Source organism: Leptolyngbya sp. AN10 (assembly GCF_050565645.1).
Taxonomy (GTDB): domain Bacteria; phylum Cyanobacteriota; class Cyanobacteriia; order Leptolyngbyales; family Leptolyngbyaceae; genus Leptolyngbya.
The window spans coordinates 140,795-159,207 of record NZ_JBNXVP010000012.1 but is presented as its reverse complement, the minus strand read 5'-3'; the positions used below and the strand labels follow the sequence as shown (position 1 = coordinate 159,207).

General features: G+C 47.6%; 17 protein-coding genes. 6 read left to right on the top strand and 11 right to left on the bottom strand.

What is annotated here, in order from left to right; genetic code table 11:
• Window positions 1–7 precede the first annotated feature (7 nt).
• A complete protein-coding gene (locus ACQ4M5_RS18570) occupies window positions 8–3,424 on the bottom strand; it encodes a leucine-rich repeat domain-containing protein (RefSeq protein ID WP_430677153.1) in 3,417 nt (1,138 codons plus the stop codon).
• Window positions 3,425–3,662: 238 nt separating this feature from the next.
• Here ACQ4M5_RS18570 and ACQ4M5_RS18565 point away from each other — a divergent pair, with 238 nt between their 5' ends.
• The 4 genes from ACQ4M5_RS18565 to ACQ4M5_RS18550 all read left to right on the top strand — a co-directional run bounded on the left by ACQ4M5_RS18565 (window position 3,663) and on the right by ACQ4M5_RS18550 (window position 5,340).
• A complete protein-coding gene (locus tag ACQ4M5_RS18565; protein ID WP_430677152.1) occupies window positions 3,663–3,941 on the top strand; it encodes a ribbon-helix-helix domain-containing protein in 279 nt (92 codons plus the stop codon).
• Entirely contained in the window at window positions 3,938–4,237 is a 300-nt protein-coding gene (locus tag ACQ4M5_RS18560; protein WP_430677151.1) for a type II toxin-antitoxin system RelE/ParE family toxin, read from the top strand. Before ACQ4M5_RS18565 ends, ACQ4M5_RS18560 begins: the two co-directional genes overlap by 4 nt.
• 226 nt (window positions 4,238–4,463) lie before the next feature.
• Window positions 4,464–4,946: a hypothetical protein gene (locus ACQ4M5_RS18555; RefSeq protein ID WP_430677150.1), complete on the top strand. Its 483-nt coding sequence runs from the start codon at window positions 4,464–4,466 to the stop codon at window positions 4,944–4,946.
• A 40-nt stretch (window positions 4,947–4,986) separates the two neighbouring features.
• On the top strand, window positions 4,987–5,340 hold the full coding sequence (locus ACQ4M5_RS18550) for a hypothetical protein (protein WP_430677148.1): 354 nt from the start codon (window positions 4,987–4,989) through the stop codon (window positions 5,338–5,340).
• Here the strand turns inward: ACQ4M5_RS18550 and ACQ4M5_RS18545 are convergent.
• The 9 genes from ACQ4M5_RS18545 to ACQ4M5_RS18505 form a co-directional block, all read right to left on the bottom strand.
• Entirely contained in the window at window positions 5,289–6,953 is a 1,665-nt protein-coding gene (locus ACQ4M5_RS18545) for an LIC_10190 family membrane protein (protein WP_430677147.1), read from the bottom strand. The genes ACQ4M5_RS18550 and ACQ4M5_RS18545 overlap by 52 nt on opposite strands.
• 3 nt (window positions 6,954–6,956) lie before the next feature.
• Window positions 6,957–7,856: a glycosyltransferase family 2 protein gene (locus ACQ4M5_RS18540; protein WP_430677146.1), complete on the bottom strand. Its 900-nt coding sequence runs from the start codon at window positions 7,854–7,856 to the stop codon at window positions 6,957–6,959.
• A complete protein-coding gene (locus ACQ4M5_RS18535; RefSeq protein WP_430677145.1) occupies window positions 7,853–9,295 on the bottom strand; it encodes a lipopolysaccharide biosynthesis protein in 1,443 nt (480 codons plus the stop codon). The genes ACQ4M5_RS18540 and ACQ4M5_RS18535 overlap by 4 nt, the downstream gene beginning before the upstream one ends.
• The gene (locus ACQ4M5_RS18530) at window positions 9,292–10,329 is read right to left on the bottom strand and encodes a glycosyltransferase family 2 protein (RefSeq protein WP_430677144.1); all 1,038 of its coding nucleotides are present in this window, start codon (window positions 10,327–10,329) and stop codon (window positions 9,292–9,294) included. Before ACQ4M5_RS18530 ends, ACQ4M5_RS18535 begins: the two co-directional genes overlap by 4 nt.
• The gene (locus ACQ4M5_RS18525; protein ID WP_430677143.1) at window positions 10,329–11,531 is read right to left on the bottom strand and encodes a glycosyltransferase family 4 protein; all 1,203 of its coding nucleotides are present in this window, start codon (window positions 11,529–11,531) and stop codon (window positions 10,329–10,331) included. The genes ACQ4M5_RS18530 and ACQ4M5_RS18525 overlap by 1 nt, the downstream gene beginning before the upstream one ends.
• A 9-nt stretch (window positions 11,532–11,540) precedes the next feature.
• On the bottom strand, window positions 11,541–12,983 hold the full coding sequence (locus ACQ4M5_RS18520) for an NAD(P)/FAD-dependent oxidoreductase (RefSeq protein WP_430677141.1): 1,443 nt from the start codon (window positions 12,981–12,983) through the stop codon (window positions 11,541–11,543).
• Window positions 12,984–13,013: 30 nt separating this feature from the next.
• Window positions 13,014–14,027 (bottom strand): glycosyltransferase family 2 protein, encoded by a 1,014-nt coding sequence (locus ACQ4M5_RS18515; protein WP_430677191.1) that lies wholly within the window; start codon window positions 14,025–14,027, stop codon window positions 13,014–13,016.
• A gap of 239 nt (window positions 14,028–14,266) precedes the next feature.
• Window positions 14,267–14,941 (bottom strand): gamma-glutamylcyclotransferase, encoded by a 675-nt coding sequence (locus ACQ4M5_RS18510; RefSeq protein ID WP_430677140.1) that lies wholly within the window; start codon window positions 14,939–14,941, stop codon window positions 14,267–14,269.
• A gap of 52 nt (window positions 14,942–14,993) precedes the next feature.
• The gene (locus ACQ4M5_RS18505) at window positions 14,994–15,461 is read right to left on the bottom strand and encodes a DUF3291 domain-containing protein (protein WP_430677139.1); all 468 of its coding nucleotides are present in this window, start codon (window positions 15,459–15,461) and stop codon (window positions 14,994–14,996) included.
• 88 nt (window positions 15,462–15,549) lie between these two features.
• Between ACQ4M5_RS18505 and ACQ4M5_RS18500 the strand changes: the two genes are divergently transcribed.
• Window positions 15,550–16,941: a PLP-dependent aminotransferase family protein gene (locus tag ACQ4M5_RS18500; protein WP_430677138.1), complete on the top strand. Its 1,392-nt coding sequence runs from the start codon at window positions 15,550–15,552 to the stop codon at window positions 16,939–16,941.
• A gap of 12 nt (window positions 16,942–16,953) precedes the next feature.
• Here the strand turns inward: ACQ4M5_RS18500 and ACQ4M5_RS18495 are convergent, their stop codons facing one another.
• The gene (locus ACQ4M5_RS18495) at window positions 16,954–17,634 is read right to left on the bottom strand and encodes an NADPH-dependent F420 reductase (RefSeq protein WP_430677137.1); all 681 of its coding nucleotides are present in this window, start codon (window positions 17,632–17,634) and stop codon (window positions 16,954–16,956) included.
• A gap of 108 nt (window positions 17,635–17,742) precedes the next feature.
• On the opposite strand from ACQ4M5_RS18495, the gene ACQ4M5_RS18490 reads away from it, so the two are divergent.
• Entirely contained in the window at window positions 17,743–18,324 is a 582-nt protein-coding gene (locus ACQ4M5_RS18490; RefSeq protein WP_430677135.1) for a TetR/AcrR family transcriptional regulator, read from the top strand.
• Window positions 18,325–18,413 lie beyond the last annotated feature (89 nt).

The window sequence follows — 18,413 nt, the reverse complement described above, 5'->3', positions numbered from 1 at the left end:
AGAAGGACTATGAAGCTTCGATCGCGCCTTTGATTGCAGCAGTGACGATTTTAACGGCAGGGTGATCAACAGCAGCGTCTAGAGCAGCAAATCCAGCTTCTTTGCCAGCATTAATGATTCGGGCTTTTAAAGTGGGATTCTTCTCGATTTCCTCGATCGCTTTGATAGCGACTAAAGTATTGTTGTTTGTGCTATCAGCCGCAGAGATTTGATCCAGGAGCGATTTGATATCTTGGGCTGCTTGAGCAAGGTTTTGGGAATGAACAATTTTGTTTCCTGCGATCGCATCGCCTTGTACTGTTCCAATCTGTTGTTTATTACCTGCTACTTTGTCACCCATTACTTTATCGCCATCAATGCGATCGCCGTTCCAGATTTTGTCATTATTCATGTTTTCTGCCTGTTGATTAGTGTTGTGGATGTGGTTTTCGATCACAATCGGTCGATCACGTTTTGGATAACTACGGAATCTGCGATCGCGCTTTCGGAAAGAGGCAAGGTTGGGATTGAAATCGGGCGAATCAGGTTCACTGAAATAAGGTTCAATTACGCCATCGATTAAGCCACGGACTTGAACATCTTCGCCGCTTTCATGGCATTCGATTTGATAGCGACCGCGATCGAGACAAGTGTAGAGGCGATCGAGCGGAAAGGTGAAGGGAGTTTTGCTGGATTTACAGATGTTGCAATTGCAAGGAATGAGGGTGTCGTAGTTTAAGCGATCGTCGAAGCTGGCGTGAATCTCCTCGAATTGGTGATTAATCACGGTGAGAAAATCGCGGGGGCGGTTGCCAGAGACGCGGATTTGGATTTCGCGATGGGTTTGGTTTTCGAGGATTTCGGCGCGGGCACTGCCATTCGTGAGGACGACTCCCGTTTTCCAGACGAGCGCTTCACCGGGACAGGAGACGTTTTCGATTTGGCGGTGCATTTCGACAATGAAGCGGGTCAGAATACCTTTGGGCATGAAGCCTTGGTAGCGATAACGGAGCGTGAGATTGTGAGTACTGTCCCAAGGGTAGTTTGGGGAGGCAGGACTGAGCAGGTGAGGGGCGATGTAGTAACCGGGACGGCGAGGGATTTCGTAGCAGACTTTGAACTCCTTCATTAGTTGCAGCAGTTCGTGGTGGAGGTTGGCGTATTCGGGACTGCTCCAGATTTCGGCAAGGTCAGAGTTATGGAATTGTCCGAGGTTTTGTTTGACTCGATCGTTGTCTAAGACTTTGTAGACGGCGGCGGTTCCCCAGTTGGGTTTAAGGATGAAGGTGTTGCGAAGGATGGGATCTTTTTGGAAGTGGAGGCAGATGCCGAGACTGTGGAGGAAGCGGCTGAGATCGAGCATTTCGCTCCGCTCGGTGATTCCGTGGCGGCGGCAGGTGGCTTCGTAGTCGGTGAGGGGGATGTAGTTGCGGTTGTCGTTTTCGAGGCTGTGGCGGACGTTGAGCCATCTGTTGGGGAAGGGGAGTCCGTCACCGAGCAGGTCTTCGAGGGCGCGTTGGATGGTTTTGCGGAGGTCGGAGAGTCCGCGATTGTCGGCGAGGTTGATGGGGGTGGGGAAGCTGAGTTTATCGAATTCGGCGCGGAGTTCTCGTAGGTTGAGGGTGCAGGTGCGGTTTTGTTTTTCGTTTTGGATGAGGAGGACGGGGCTGTTGTCGCTGAGGAGGCGAACGATGTTGAGCCAGTAGGGGTGATCGGTGTCTTCTTTGCGGCTGTCAGCGACGAGGAGATAGAGAGATCGATCGGTGAGGAAGAATTGGTGGGTTTGGTGGTAGATTTCTTGTCCGCCGAAGTCCCAGATATTGATGCAGTAGTCTTTGCCGTTTGTACCTTGAAATTCCCATTTGAGAATGTCGATGCCTTGGGTGGAGGTATCCTCGGTTTCGGGGGTGAGTTCGTAGTCGGGGTCTAGCAGCTTTTGGGCAAGGCTGGTTTTTCCGGCTCCACCTTCACCGACGATGAGGAGTTTGGCTTCGTGGAGGTGGGTCGTTTGGTTGGGGTCGCGGACGGTGAAGTAGTAGTCGAGAATCGGCTTTGCGGCTGGCAGTCCGTATGTTTCTGGTGGGTCTAAAATGTCTCTTGGAATGCTAAGTGGATTGCCACGCAGATCAAGTTCTTCTAGCTCAGAAAGTGATGTGATGGATGAAGGGATTTCTGTGATTCGGTTGCCAAAGAGGTCAAGCGTGGTGAGATTTGTCAGTTGGGCGATCATATCCGGAATGACCGTTAGTTGGTTGCTAGAGAGGGAAAGCGTGGTGAGATTTGTTAGTCGAGCGATCGCATCCGGGATGACCGTCAGTTGGTTGTTAAGGAGGTCAAGCGTGGTGAGATTTGTCAGTTGGGCGATCGCATCTGGGATGACCGTCAGTTGGTTCCTAGAGAGGGAAAGCGTGGTGAGATTCGTCAGTTGAGTGATCGCATCCGGAATGACCGCAAGTTGATTGTTATAGAGGTCAAGCTTGGTGAGATTTGTTAGTCGAGCGATCGCATTCGGAATGACCGTCAGTTGGTTCCTAGAGAGGTCAAGCTTGGTGAGATTTGTTAGTCGAGCGATCGCATCCGGAATGACCGTCAGTTCATTGCCAAAGAGGGAAAGTTCAGTGAGATTTATTAGTTGAGTGATCGCATCCGGGATGACCGTCAGTTGGTTGTTAAGGAGGTCAAGCGTGGTGAGATTTGTTAGTTGGGCGATCGCATCCGGAATGACCGTTAGTTGGTTCCTAGAGAGGGAAAGCGTGGTGAGATTTGTTAGTCGAGCGATTACATCTGGGATGACCGTCAGTTGGTTCCTATAGAAGGAAAGCTCGGTGAGATTCGTCAGTTGAGCGATCGCATCCGGGATGACCGTCAGTTGGTTCCTAGAGAGGTCAAGCGTGGTGAGATTTGTTAGTTGAGCGATCGCATCTGGGATGACCGTCAGTCGGTTTCCAGAGAGATGAAGCGTGGTGAGATTTGTTAGTTGAGCGATCGTATCCGGGATGACCGTCAGTTGGTTGCTAGAGAGGAAAAGCGTGGTGAGATTTGTTAGTTGAGCGATCGCATCTGGGATGACCGTCAGTCGGTTTCCAGAGAGATGAAGCGTGGTGAGATTTGTTAGTTGAGCGATCGCATCCGGGATGACCGTCAGTTGGTTGAAAGAGAGGTAAAGCGTGGTGAGATTCGTCAGTTGAGCGATCGCATCCGGGATGACCGTCAGTTGGTTGAAAGAGAGGTAAAGCGTGGTGAGATTCGTCAGTTGGGCGATCGCATCCGGGATGACCGTCAGTTGGTTGTCAAAAAGATTAAGTGACTTTAACCCTGTCAGTTTCCCAATTTCCAATGGCAAAGACTCTAGCCCCTTTCCCGACAGATCAAGCTCTTCCCAGCCTTCCGCCGCCGCTTGGTCAATCAGCTTCAAGAGTTCATCATGCGTCATCGATTGCGACATAGGGACTAGCAAAAAGAGGAACTGCGTCGATTTCTTACAGAAATAACACAGGATTCGCTTCGATGCTTTGGATTACGGAAAATGTTTAGTTCTTTGTGGTACTCAGCGCAAGTGTCTTGGACGCACTCAACGACCTTCCACGCTGAGAGTTTTGGAAAGTACGCTTCGGGATCAAGAGCGCAATTTGTCAAACTCTCCAGTGCTACACTAAAGGCAAATCATCATAATTGTTCAGACAATGAACATTACTCTCACTCCCGAACAAGCCCAAATCATTCAACAGAAGTTGCAAAGTGGACGTTATCAAACTCTTGATGATCTTCTCGCACAAGCCTTTCAACTTCTCGACGACTGGGAGGAGCAAAGTTTAACTGAAGATCCCGCCTGGATCGAATCGACTCGCCAAAAAGTAGATGCTGCGATTCAATCCTTGGAGCAAAACGGCGGTACAGATGGAGAAACTGCGGTCAATCAACTTCTTAATAAGTTTCGACAGGCGCGGCAGAGTCCAGAATGAGTCAATATGTTATTTCCGATGAAGCAATTTGGGATCTCAACGATATCTCTGATTACTTCTTACAAACCAATGTGGAAGCAGGCGAACAGTTCCTCATCGCCTTCAATACAAAATGTCAGCAACTCGTGAGCTTTCCCAACATCGGACGGAGTTATGCTCACATTCGTCCTGATCTACGTGGGTTAGCATTACGTGGCTTTATTATTCTGTACCGAGTGAGTGAAATAAACGGGTTGGTCAGAATCGAAATTTTGAGAGTTGTCAGCGGACGACGAAATTTAGAAGCCCTGTTCTAGGCAGCAATCAGAGTCGTGCGATCGTCACTCAACTCCCGCTCGTTAGCGCAGATTCTAAGTTCGATCGATATCCAATTGATAGAATATGCTGCTCCTCTCAACAACGTCTCTTGTCTATTCGTCTGGTCACGATCGCGCTAAATCCAACTGAGGGGTCACAACCCTCTGCACACTGCTTGTAATATTTATCACATTGGGAGAGTCCTTTTATTCTCGATAGACTCAGATGACTATTAGCGCCACCCTTTCTCAAGCCGATCGAGACGCGATCGCACAAGCCATCACCACGATCCAAAAGCATCTCCCTTTTCTAATCGATTTAGTTGCGGAAGAACGCTCATCGCTGCCGAAACTCAGCCCTAAATCGCGATCGTTCGTCAGCACTGCCCTGAATCTTGCCAGTCACAATCCCGACTTTTTACCGCGATCGTTTGATGTCGAGGAAATGCGGCAAGACCTGGAACTGTTTCAAGATCTCAACCAAATTTTGATGAGCCTGACTCAGCTTCATGACATGGTAGACGATACCTGTATGCTCGTCGGCAGTCAAACCTATACGGCAGCATTAACCGTCTATGACTATGCCAAGAAAAGCGGCATGAATGCGAATGGCATGGAGCCGATCGTGGCTGAGATGCGAGAACACTTCCGTCGATCGCGCAAATCGAAGCCATCCGAGGAGAAGAGCGCAACCGTCTCGCTCAATTAACGGTCATCATTCCACTCGTGACCAGCAGAGGAGCATCGTCATGATGCTCCTTTTCTGTGGCAAGCTCCTTGAATCCAAGTTGGAGCAGCCACGATCGGGGAAGAAGGCACGATCCATTCCTCTCAAAGCTCGATCGTTGTCCGTTGAAGCAGCAACGATCGGGGAAGAAGGCACAATCAATTCTCGTCTGAGTGGCAAGCATGAAGCAGGAAGGCACGATCGTTGCCTGTTAACGCTCGATCACAAGCAACGATCGCAGAAAATGACCTGCATCCGGGAGCGATCCTTGCCAAGTTCGGATGATCCGTTTAAGCGGACAAGCTTTGTTATCTTGATTTCGCTTCAATTGCGAGCAAATCCTGCTCCAATTCCACGCTCTGGATCACGGAGTTGAATTCGCTTTGGGATCTGCGGTTTCGGAACACAAGGAATCTCAGTTGCCCAGCAGTGAACTCCTTCATTGGGAACATTGATTACGATATTATTGACCGCAATTTGAGATGTAGGAAGGCTCGATCGAGCAGGCGGTAACAAGAGTTCTGCAACTGAATGTGAATGAAGGTAGTTGAACAATAGGATTGTAGTTAGAAAAATTGGAACGACTAGAACAGTTTGGGGCAGTTTGGCGATTTTTAGCTTGATTTGAGATCGACAATATATCGCCAACCAAAGGATCGGCAACATTGATAAGTACGTAATCCAAAATCGCGTTAGGGGCGAAGTTAGAAAGAAAAAAGTAATTCCCGCGATCGCTAATCCTGCAATCCATTCTGAACCGAGTGGACGTTTACGAATGCTGAATAAGCCAATCAAAGAAACGATCGAAGCCAATAGCAAACTCGCGACAATTTTGGGGTTCCCGATAAAGTCCTCAAACCATCGCCATCGCTGCTGGATTTCAGAGACTAGACCCGATGAGTTGGATTGATATTCAGGTATCCATTGGTGCGTTCTGCTGGCGATCTGTTGAACAGCTTCACGATCGGGAGTCCAAGGTAAATCGAAACACAGCTTTGTAGAAGGATATAGGGGACATCCAGAAACAATCACGCCATGAATTAATACAGGAGAAAGCAATCCTACTAAAATTACTAAGCTGAGTAGCAAATGCTTGAGGTTTAACTGTTTATTCAGAAGATAGAATACGCCTGTGACTGCAACCAATGGGAGTGCGATTAGTTTGAATGTGAAGGCTCCACCTGCCAAGATGACTGGAAGGAGGCGGTTTTGGGGTGCAGATCTTTGTTCGGATTCTGCGATCGCGATCATCGACCAAGCGATCGTGCCTGTGATGAACAAGACGGGAATATCTGGAGACGGTGAAACAAAGATCTCCGCTAAGATGTGATTCCATTGGACAATGGTCGGCAACAGGATGATCGAGAAGCAAACGATAAACCAGTCACAGAGTTTAGCTTGCGATCGAGCAATATAAAACAAACCCATACCACAGTGCAAGATAGCCAGCAACAAAGCAAATCCATTCGCGATCGCTAGAACTCGCCCTTCTAAGCTAACTGCATTCAAAGGAGCCGCAAACGCAAACCAGGACGATGTAAAGCCCAAATGGTTAAACAATAAAGCAAGCCCTGGAACTGCACCAAATTTACCAAACCATTGAATGACTTGAGCATGATAGTATCCTGAATCCATCCAAGTGACAGGCTGCATGATAAAGGCTGCAATCCCAACTAAAAGCATCAACAGTAGAGGGATTTGCTTGGGATGCAGTTGAGTGAAAAGCTGGACTAGCTCCGATCGTGCTGATTTGAATGATAGACCACAAAAGATTGCTGCTAGTATGATTCCGGTGAGTGGGGATAAGGGGAGAAACCAAGAGGTAACTAATAACGCGATCGACATCACGATCACGCCCAACCACAGAGATAAAACTGCTCGATCGCCCATTCGATCAAAACAACTAACTCTCAATCCCTTCAGAATTCCTGTACCGATGATGCCGCAAACAATCAATAAGATTAACCAGACTACAATAAAATAAAACATCGATCATTCTCCTGCACTCCAGACTTGTTCACCTGAGTTTCTTCTTTGTTGCCAGCGTTCGAGAAAGAATCCGTATACATTCGCAACTTGGGAAACAAAGAGTAGCATCGATAGCAGAATTGGCGGTTGTGTCGATCGACAAACAAACGGATAAGTTAAGAGCTTCCAGTAGAATTTCAGCGGTTCGACTTTGATCGATTCTTGTTGCCGCTCGGCGCGAATTTGGTGAAAACAATAAGCTCCACGTCCATAGTTCAAATGTTGCCGCCAGAATTTAGCAAGAGTCAAACTGTGAGCATGAGCAATCTGGGCATCTGGCGCATAGAGTAATGGATAGCCTTGAGCCAACCAACGATCGCAGAATTCTCGATCTTCACCCGCAGCGAGTGGGAATCCGGTGTGAAATCCGCCCAAAGCTCGAAAGCGATCGCGCAACATTGCGAAGTTGTTCGAGGCAAAGAAGCTTGCTCGATTCGGATCGCGATTGTAGTACTCGTAAAGATAGTCAATCAGAATTTGGCTCGCAGTGGAAAAAACATTGTGTGGCAGTGCATTCAAAGTTTTTCCACCGATTAATCCTTGCTCTGAACAATGAGATTCTAGAACACTGAGATAGTTCGGAAGCATCGAACAATCATCATCGGTGAAGACTAGAAATTGTCCTTTTGCGTGACTTGCTCCAGTATTTCGAGCGCTGGCAGGTCCAGCATTGTCTTGATCGATCACACTGAGATTCAAAAATTGAAAAGGCTCAATGTTCGGACTCACACCGCCATCATTGACCACAATCACCTCAAAGCGATCGCGGGGATAGTCCAATCGACTGATCGACTGTAAGCAAGCGAATATCTGAACCGGACGATTAAACGTAGGAATGACGATCGAGAATAAAGGCTGAATCATGATTTCAAGTGACGAATCAGAGCAATTTCCTTAGAAGTGAATTCTCCAAGCAAGAGATAGCAAACAGGAACCAAAAGCGCGATCGCACTTAGATTTAGAAACAACCAAAGTCCGGTTCCTGACCAATGCGCGGATAAGAAATAAATGCCAACACAAACTAATATCGATCGACAAAAGGTTGCCAACGGTGGAACAATTCGCCAAGTAAAATAAACCGCGATCAACGTTGCGATCGCGCTTAGACTAATTATTCCGACCGTCACACTTGCCGCCCCGATCGCGCCCCAACGCGGAATGATGATCCAATGCGCGACACAAACGATCGGCACTAAGGGGAGTGTTAACAAAGCCGTCCATTGCGGTTTGTCCGCAGCAACCAAAGTCACCGATGCTACAGACGTGAGGATTTGAATCAATGCTCCAAAGATCAGCAACGCCAACAATGGAGCCGCTGCAAAGAACTGATTTCCAAAGATAAATCGAACAATCTCTGGAGCCGCACCTGCTACGATCGCCCCTAGCGGCAACACCAAAAACCCCAGTCGCATTGAATTTCGACTCATCTCTTTGGCAGCCCCCAAATCGTCCTCTCGACGAATTCTCCCCAAACTAGACAGCAACACGGGAGCAAACGCCATCGAAAACAGTCCTGGAATCAGCGCCAGATTCTGAGCCGCGCCATAAAATCCAGCTTGTTCAGCAGTTCCGCCCAACGCTTTTAGCAACAGCAAATCAATCTTGGTATAAAGCTGAAGCGCCAGAGAATAGAACGTCATCGGAGCCGCATACGCCCAAAGTTTCCGAGCGGGCATCGGGTTGGGATGAAACAGCGGCAACTGTACATAACGACGAGCCATAAGTAACTCGATCGAGGTTGCCAGCACGCTACCAAGGATCGCTCCCCCGATCGAAAACCCCAAGCTTACAAAGAGCACAATCAACCCTAATCGAGCAATCCATCGACTTGCACCCGCGATCGCTTGCTCTGAAAATCGTCCCAATCCGGTCAAAGTCGTGCGATGGGCACGCGATAGATTGAACAATAAGATCTGGGGCGCAAACAGCCAGAGATAGGGAGCCAGCTTCGGTTCTCCCATTGCACCTGCGATCGGGATTGCCAACAAACAAAGTACGATCGCGGCTCCACTTCCTAACCAGAGATGTTGCCGCAACACAGTCACCATGACAGGCTGCCAATCGTCGCGAGTCTCGCTGATAAACTTAATCGTGGTTCTGGAAAACACAGAGCTAGTTCCCCACTCCACCCAAGTGAGAATCACTGCCGCCAGCGTAAATAATCCATACCCTTCTGGACCAAGCTGACGGCTGAGAAAACCTGCGGTTAACAATCCGGTCGGCAGTAGAACGGCTTCCGCAAGAAAGATCCGCAGCGCTCCACTCAGCATCCGACGGTTAGCAGAAGCCGTGGATTGATTCATCGAGTGGTCTCCAACACAGGCGGCTTCACCTGTTGTGATACCTCTGTGCGCTGACGTTCGATCGCAGCATACCGAGCCGTGAGATAGCGATTTAGCGGTTTTTCAGCCAGAGTTAATACGAAGACCCATCCTTTCTCTAATAAGCTCCCTTTCCAGCCCAAGGCTAATCGACGAGCCAGCGGACGCAGAATCGTATTTTTCCGCCGCCATCCCATAATCTTGTACTTGTGCTGAAAGTATCCATCTTCTGCTAAATCCCATTTCTCTCGCAATCGACTTAGACTGGCTTGCTCCCAAGCATCACTCCACCGCAGCATATAAAAGTGTAGATCCGAGAGTCTTAATGCAGTGCTAGGAACATAGGTCAAAATACAATCAGGTTCATAGTAAATCGTTCCTCCCGCCTGAATCACAGTCATGCAGAAGTCTAGATGTTCCTTGGAATTGAGCAGAGTTTCATCGAGCAGTCCCACTCGTTGAAAGATATCTGTCTGCGCCAACATGCAGTGAAACTCGCAGAGTTCAGTCTGAGTCCGGTGCATTTTGGGTCGCACTTTCTCTACTCGATGTCCCTGCTTGTACATTTTTTCTCGTAATCGTCGTCTTCCTTTGATGTCTACATTGATGTGAACTTCGCCGCCTGCACAATGCACGACTTCATGAACGGGTTCTTCATGACAGACGAGCGGTCCGACGATCGTTGCGTCTGTTTCTTTGGCACAGTGAATCAATGCCTCTAGCCAGCCAGGAGAAACAACCACATCATTGTCAAGGAACACAACATACGGGGTATCGACCAAGCTTAATCCCAGATTCCTAGCGCGGTTGGGATAGAGATAATAGTCTGTGCGAATGATCTGAAATCCCTTCTCTTGAGATTGCCCTTGGAGATAGGTTTGAATGTCTGGAGGAGAGTTGCCGTCTACGTAGACTAATTTGAACGGAACAGTCGTATATTGATAAACGCTTTCCAAGGATTCGCGAGTGTAACTGAAACGCTCACGAGGAACAACGACGATCGTAATTTCAGCCATTAATAAGAAGCCTCCCAATCAGGATTGAAGTGAGCTGAATTCTGTAAAAGCTGCTGATAAAGTTCAATGAATCGATCGACAAATGCCCCTTCACTAAACTGCGAGAGTGCGATCGTGCGTCCCGTGTGTCCCATTTGTTCAGCAAGCTCCCGATTTTGCAAAACCTTCAAGAGTGCTTCTGCCAATGGTTCAACTTCACCTGGAGGCACTAAAAAACCAGTTTGCCCGTCGCGTACAATCTCTGCCAATCCTCCCGCCCGACTCGCAATCACGGCAGTTCCTCGCATCATGGCTTCCGCTGCTACAATTCCAAACGGTTCTGCCCAGCGAGATGGGACAACTTGCACCCAAGCGGTTGAAAAGGCTTGTTCAAGGTCTGAGCGGGAGAGATGACCGAGCAGAGAAACATTCGAGTGCAAATTGAGGGAATAAATCAGTGAAAGAATGCGATCGCGTTCTGCTCCATCTCCTGCAATTAACAATCGAGCTTCTGGAATCTGCTGAACCACTTTGGCAAACGCACTCAATAAGAGATCAATTCCTTTTTCTGGAACTAATCGACCTGCAAAGACAACCGTAGGCGGAGAAGTCAGAGCCGGACGAACCGGACGAACCGGAATCCCATTCCAGACAACCTCGATCGGAGAAATTCCTTGCGAAATCAATTGCTGTTTAACCGCTCCACTATTTGCCACGATCAAGTTAAAGGCATCTCGCCAATGCTGCCATAAGTTCATTTGCAGCATCAGAGCCGACCAATCCCAAACAGGCAAACAGTCCAAACAGGCTTTACCCCAATCGTTTGTACACGCTGTGCCATCGGGGAGCATCTTCGTCCCGATCGGACAAATCGGACGATACCACGCCAGATGATACAAGCTCCGAAAGGGTTTGAGCAGCGGTAGGATCAGCGGAGATAGCTGTGTTAAGAACATGCGGACGTGAACCACATCGGGCTGAAATTCAGCTAACACCTGACGCAATCGCCAAAACGCCCAAGGATTTGCCGTTTGCAGTAAGGTACGATAGCGCGAAGTTGTGCCGAAACAATCATAGTCAGCCTGCATCCCCGTTCCTTCAGCACGAGTTGTAAACAGTCGTGCATCATGTCCCCGCTGACGCAACCCATCCCGCAGCGCTAACATCATCAATTCAGCACCCCCGATCGCGGTTCCATAATCATGTAAAAGCAGCACTTTCATAGAGATGGCTCAGATCTTTGAAGCGGGTTGTTTCTCAGAGTTTGTCTTTTTGGTCATAAACTCTTCGTGGTAAGACCGCTCTGTGTTGACTTCCCATAAATCATGCTCTTCGCCCATCAAGTTACTCGCTGCTAACATTCCGGTCAGCATGGAATGGTCTTGATTGTTATAGCGGTGCATTCCATTCCGCCCGATCGTTTGGAGATTGTCAAAATCTGCGAGATAGTCTTGAATCACTTGAAGATGCTTCCGATAGTGCTGGTCATACACTGGATAAGCTTTGGGCTGACGAATCACAACGCCATCTTCAACATCAGATTCACAAGCAAGACCAAGTTCTGCAATTTCCTTGGTTGCTAAATCTAAGAGTTCTGCATCCGCTAGATTCCAGAGTTCGTCGCCTTCGTTGCAGAAATATTCCATACCCAGACAGGTTTTACTCGGATCAGGAACCATTTCGGGACTCCAGTTTTTGAAGTTCTGAATTCGTCCCACTTTCACACCAGCACTGTGAATGTAAATCCAATTGTCCGGAAATAGAGTCGGCTGATTGATGACGATCGACACAATCATGAAGGCTCTGTAGTTCAAACTATTCGCAGCTTCGATCACTGCATCTGGAGCAGGCGGATCAAGGCGATGAATCAGAGCCGTGACAGGCATACTGGAAATGTAGTGGTCTGCGGTGAGTTCGATGAGATTTCCAGCCTGTTGCACGATCGCGCTCGTAATCTTCTTGCCTTGGCGCTTGAACTGAACTACGCCTGTGTTCAACTGAACTTCGCCACCTTGCTCATCGACTCGCGCTTGGAACTTTTCCCACATCATGCCGGGACCTAATCGCGGATAGTCGAATTCTTTGATCAAGGTTTTCGTGTCGTTACTTCCAAAAAGAGCATTGACGATCGCTTTTTTCAACGACAGTCCTTTAATCCGCTGTGCCGCCCAATCTGCCTGAATTTGGTCGCAAGGAATTCCCCAAACTTTCTCGGTGTAAGTTCTAAAAAAGGCTTGAAAAAGCCGCCCACCAAAGCGATTTGTAACCCATTGCTCCAACGTCTCTTCCACAGGCAAGGGACGAACCTTGATCTTGAAATAGCTCAGAACCATCAAAGCACTGGTCACGATTCCCAGATTTGACAGCGTATCAAAGATTTCCAGTGGATAGTTAAAAAACTTACCTTGATAGTAAATCCGGGACATTCGCGGCACTTTGATAAAATCGTTGCCCAGCACTTCATACCACAAGCGCGTAACTTCCTCGACTTTCGTAAAAAACCGATGTCCTCCAATATCAAAGCGATAGCCTTTATAAGTTTCAGTCCGCGAAATTCCGCCAACCTTATCCGCTTTTTCTAGCACGAGGGGTTTAATTCCACGCTTTACCAGTTCATAAGCCGCAGTCAGTCCAGCAGGACCCGCGCCCACAATGATCACAGGATGATGTTTCACAGATGAATCTCCGAGCTGTTTTCAAATCTACTAAGATGCTTGTGGCAGACGTGACTTGCCCGCTTTGATCAGATTGCGTGAGTAATGCCGAAGGGTTCCGATCGCGAATGCTAATCCGCTGTAGCCGTAGTACAACCAATGCCAAGGAAGGGTCGCGATCGCAAATTTCCATCCTCGCTTTCGAGCAAAAAACCGATAAACAGATAGATTCAGTAGCGTTAAGAACACTGCTGCAATCACGCTCACGATCCAGGCATTAGACCAAACCAAAGACAACGCCAAACTACAAACCAAGCTATAAACCAGCACAACACTGATCCGGTTCGAGGTTTGTAGGTTCAGATCATTGATAAATTGTCGATCGCGATAAATTAACTCTGTCCAAGGCAGTGCCCGACAGAAGAAATCCGTCTTCAGAATCGACCCTGCACCCCAGTGCTTCAAGTGTTTGACCTGAATTTGCTTACAAAGTCGAATTCGATAGCCTGCTTTTTTCAAGCGATAGCCGAGTTCGATATCTTCGATCGACGGTTTCGGGTAGCGTTCATCGAATCCACCGATTGAGAGAAACAGCGATCGACGAATTGCCCCACACGCGCCCCAGAAGGTTGAAGCACTTTCGCTGCCTGTTTGATGGACATAGTGATGCAAGAGATTTCGATACTGAGAGAGAAAGTTTTCTTGTCCTGGTGCATCATCATAAGACCCAATCAAAGCTGCAAGGTTTGGATCATGCTGAAAGACTTGCTGAACTTGAGCAATCACAGCCGGATGAGGCACAACATCAGCATCTATGAAGAACAGAATGTCACCTTGAGCAATTTTGGCTCCTGCATTTCGCGCACAAGCAGGACCGCGATTGATCGGTAATCGAACAATCTTGGCTCCTGAAAGCTCTGCCTGTTGTACATCCGATGAATTTTCGCTCTCTCCATCAATCACGACAATGACTTCTAGAGGTGCTGTAGAGAGGCTGGACACTCCTACTAAACAGTGGTGAAAGTTTTCGCCTCCATTGTGTACGGGGATCACAACAGAGACCATTAGCTCAGGTAAAGATAGCACCGGAGTTGTCTCCAGATCGGGTAAGTTTGCAGACTGGTAATACACCCAAGCGGATAAAGCCTAAATCTAGTAAAAACAATTACTTCAGATTTCAGAGAATCAATGGTTTGTCCGGAGGATTTCGCTCTAACTTGTAACTGAGATCGGCAAGCCTTGAAATAAGCGCACCTGTAGGTCAGATTGAAAGCAGAACTTTCCTGCGTATCTTTACAGATTGTTTATCTCTGAGGATCGAAATCAATCTCGATCGCTCGTTTTTTTAAGTTCAGTAAGCTTCGATCGACAATTTGATGCTCTGCCAATCCTTGAATCGTTTGCGATAAGTAATCCGAACAAGACCCTAGCGCACCTCCAGCCGTTGCGATCGTGGTTGCAACTTGTTCAACTGAGAGATGCGGATCATACATCGGATGAGTAGGATTGATTGTGAACGTAATGGCATCAATGAAAGTGCCTGCTGTCCAGACTTTCACCCAACGAGGAATGTATGCCCCCGCAACCATTTCACGCCTCCACAGTAGCAACAGTTCTGTTGCCAATTGTTCGGGTGCAATTCGATAAGCAATCCCACGACAGCTACCACCGGATTCTAAAGCGAGAACTAACCCCGGATTTTCGGGAGTTCCGCGCCCAACCGGAGTGCGTAGACAGAAGCTACGATGCCAACCGTGGATTTTTCCAGGAATGCGATCGCGATATTCGATAATCGGATTCCAAATCAATGAGCCGTAAGCGAAGATCCAAACATCAGACTGGGGCGGTTTTTGCTGGAGAATTTGGTCGATCGAGGCTTGTAACTCGTCTTCAGTGAGCAGAAAGGATTTTAATTCGGGGAACGCCTGAATCATCTGTTTCAAGGCTCCCGTAACTAGCGCTGCACGAGTCAGTGTCATGCCTTCAATCTCTAAAGAGCGCTTTGATTGTAGCGTCTTGCCAGAGTTGGAATTACACTTCAGAGTGTTGGATTGGACTCGGAAAAGGTTGCCGAAACGTAAATGCAGTGGGAGTTGTTCCATGTTGCCGAAGATGCTCTAAACGAATCTGAGCTTCTTCAACCGTTGGAATCTGTCCAGCTTGAATCCACCATAGAACAAAGGTTGCCTGATCCGATTTCTCAAACCAATCGCGACGAGTTCGCATTGCACGACCATGCTGACTGCGATAAACATAGTCCGAGAGTGCTTCGATCGACTCCCACACCGATAGATTAATCAACCATCGATCGTCCTCATAAGGGCGAATACTCGTTGCCCCGATCGCATCATCGCCAACTAAGCGCCAGATAAAACCCGGAGTGTTGTCTGCGATCGTATTAATCTCTTCTAATTGTTCAACAAAGGTCGCCATGATTGGATCGTGGAGCGGCGCAAGCATTCGAGCAATGTTGAATTGAGCTAGATGATAAGGCTGCATAGGCTTTGCAAACAATGACAGTGTTTACGATAAGCCGCTAAAGTGGTTTTTGGTAGAGCCAGTTTTATTGCAGTTTGGGAGTACCAGTTTGTTGTGGGTATCACTCGATCGAACTTCTGATGTCCCGTTAATTCGACAGATTTATTTGCAATTGCGCGATCGTATTCTCAATGGGCAGCTATCAGCGGGTGAGCGTTTACCTGCCTCGCGGGAATGGGCATTGCATTTAGGCGTATCGCGCAATGTGATTGTTGAAGCGTATGATCAATTGATTGCAGAAGGCTACTTAGAAACTCGTCCAGGTGCGGGAACTTATGTTGCTAAAGGTGCAACGTGGAAGATAGGAACCGTTCAAACAATTTCGTCGATCGAATCTACGATCGATGAAGATTGGATCGATTTTCGATCGGGCATTCCTGCACTAGATCAGTTTCCACAAAAACTATGGGGACAACTGACGCGCCAAGTTTGCACAACCTTGTCTGAACATACACTAAGCTATAGTTCCGCAGAAGGTTTGGCAGAATTGCGGCAAGTTCTTGCACAGTATCTATGGCGCAGTCGAGGCGTTCAGTGTCATCCAGATCAGATTATTGTGACGACTGGAGCAACCCAAGCATTTAATCTGATTGCAAAACTACTGGCAAAACCCGATCGTATGATTGCGATCGAAGATCCAACTGCTCCAGAACTACGATCGATTTACTCAGCCTATAGCAACCTCTATTCAATTCCCGTTGATGAACATGGATTGCAAACGAATCTGCTCCCACACGATCAATTCCCTTGCTTCATTCATGTCACACCTTCGCATCAGTTTCCAATGGGAAGTGTTTTAACGATTCAGCGTCGGATCGCTCTGCTCGAATATGCTCAAGCAACGGATAGCTATGTGCTGGAAGATGATTATGATAGTGAATTTCGCTATGAAGGAACGCCAGTAAGTTCATTGCAAGGATTAGCACCCGATCGTGTAATTTATGTTGGAACATTCAGCAAGATACTGGCTCCCGGTTTGCGATTGGGCTATTTGATTCTGCCTTCAGCACTCATCGATCGAGGTCGAGAACTAAAACGATTCAGTGATCTACATACGACTACCATCGATCAATTGACCTTAGCTTGTTTTATTGCAGACGGACATCTCGAACGACATATCTTACGCATGAAAAAGCTCTATCGCCAGCGTCGTAACTTTCTACGGCAGCACATGACTGAATGTTTCGGCAATGAGGTTCAAATTCTTGGAGACTCAACCGGATTACATTTAGTCGCAGAGTTTACATTGGTTCAATTTACTCCCGAAGTGATTCAACAGTTAAACCAACAGCGAGTTCGGGTGTATCCGATTTCAAACTATGCAAGTTCAGCACGATTAGATCAAATTATGTTGGGGTATGGCAATCTGTCGATCGAAACCATTCGGCAAGGAGTCGATCGATTAAACATTGCACTCAACCAAAATGGAATTGCTGAATGATGAGAAATTTCCTCATTTCAACATCGAAGCTTGTCTTCCACCTAAACGTTGCGAAGTTGCTCCAGGTAATACATTGACGGAAATCGTTGCGTAGCCTCCTTTCTGCTGCCCAATAATAATCAAGCGAATGAAGTCTCCTAAACCTTCGATCAATCGAGCATTTCGCAAGCTTCCACTATCGATCGCACTGAATCCAATCTCTTCCGCTAAAGTCATAACCTTCTGTTTCGCCTGATCATCATCACTTGCAACAAAGACTGAGACTTGATGCGTTCTCAAAGGTTCAGGGGCAAGCTCAAACACTTCTTGCGCCATTGTATTAAAGGCTTTAACAACGATCACATTCGGAACCTGTTCTGCGAGTGTTTCCGCTAATGATTTCGCGATCGGTTCATAAGCAAATCCATCAGGGATGGTTGAATTGTTGGGATCAATTAAAACTTTTCCAGCTAACACTTCCGTAGAAGTCAACACTTCGGCTGGATGAACGCCCCGCACAGAATACAGCAGCACCTCTCCAAATTCTGCGGCTTGATCGTTCGTTCCCCCTTGCGTTCCATGTCTGGCAAATTCTGCGATCGCTTGTCCTTTCTCAGCAGTTCGCGCCCCAAAAAAGACTTCATGTCCCTGTTCTGCCCAGAGAATGCCGAGCGATCTTCCCATATTGCCACTGCCGATAATCCCGATCTTCATTTGAGTTCTCCTAAGTAAGCAGACAGGTCTGTATCGTTTGTAAGTTTAGTAAAACAGACAGGTCTGTATCTTGTCAAGGTATACTCAAGGAAGTCGCGGAAGATCAATATGCCCAAAACCCGAACGGATGCTAGAGAACGAATTTTAGCGATCGCAGATCAGTTGTTTTATCAAGAAGGGATTCGTGCGATCGGAGTCGATACAATTATTGCCAAATCTGAAGTCGCGAAGACGACTTTGTATCGGTACTTTCCGTCAAAAGATGATTTAGTGGTTGCTTATCTAGAAAATAGAAATGCACAGTTTTGGGCGTTGTTTGAAACAGTTGTGCAGCGATCGACGAATCCAGAACAGAAGCTATCAGACATTTTCGGCTGGCTAGACGAATTGCTTGCGAGTGAAACCAATTATGGATGTCCGTTTCTGATGGTCGCGAGTGAATTTCCAGAGCCAGACTATCCAGGGCATCAAGTCGCGATCGCTCATAAAACCAAAATGCGCGATCGATTCACAGAACTTGCAAAAGCACAAGGCATTCAACAAGCAGAAGAACTCAGCACAGGATTGATGCTGCTCGTTGATGGTGCATTTGTTCAGAGACGGTTATATCGATCGCATCAAGTGAACCTTCAACAAGCTGCCACCATTCTGTTACAAGCCTACGAACCGAGAAACATTGCGGAAGCTTAATCGTTTCGGTGCTGAGTTGAGATGAACAGATTAAGATATAGGCTACTGCTTCGTATGCAGCATCGTTCCACTGTGTTCATGGCGCGTTT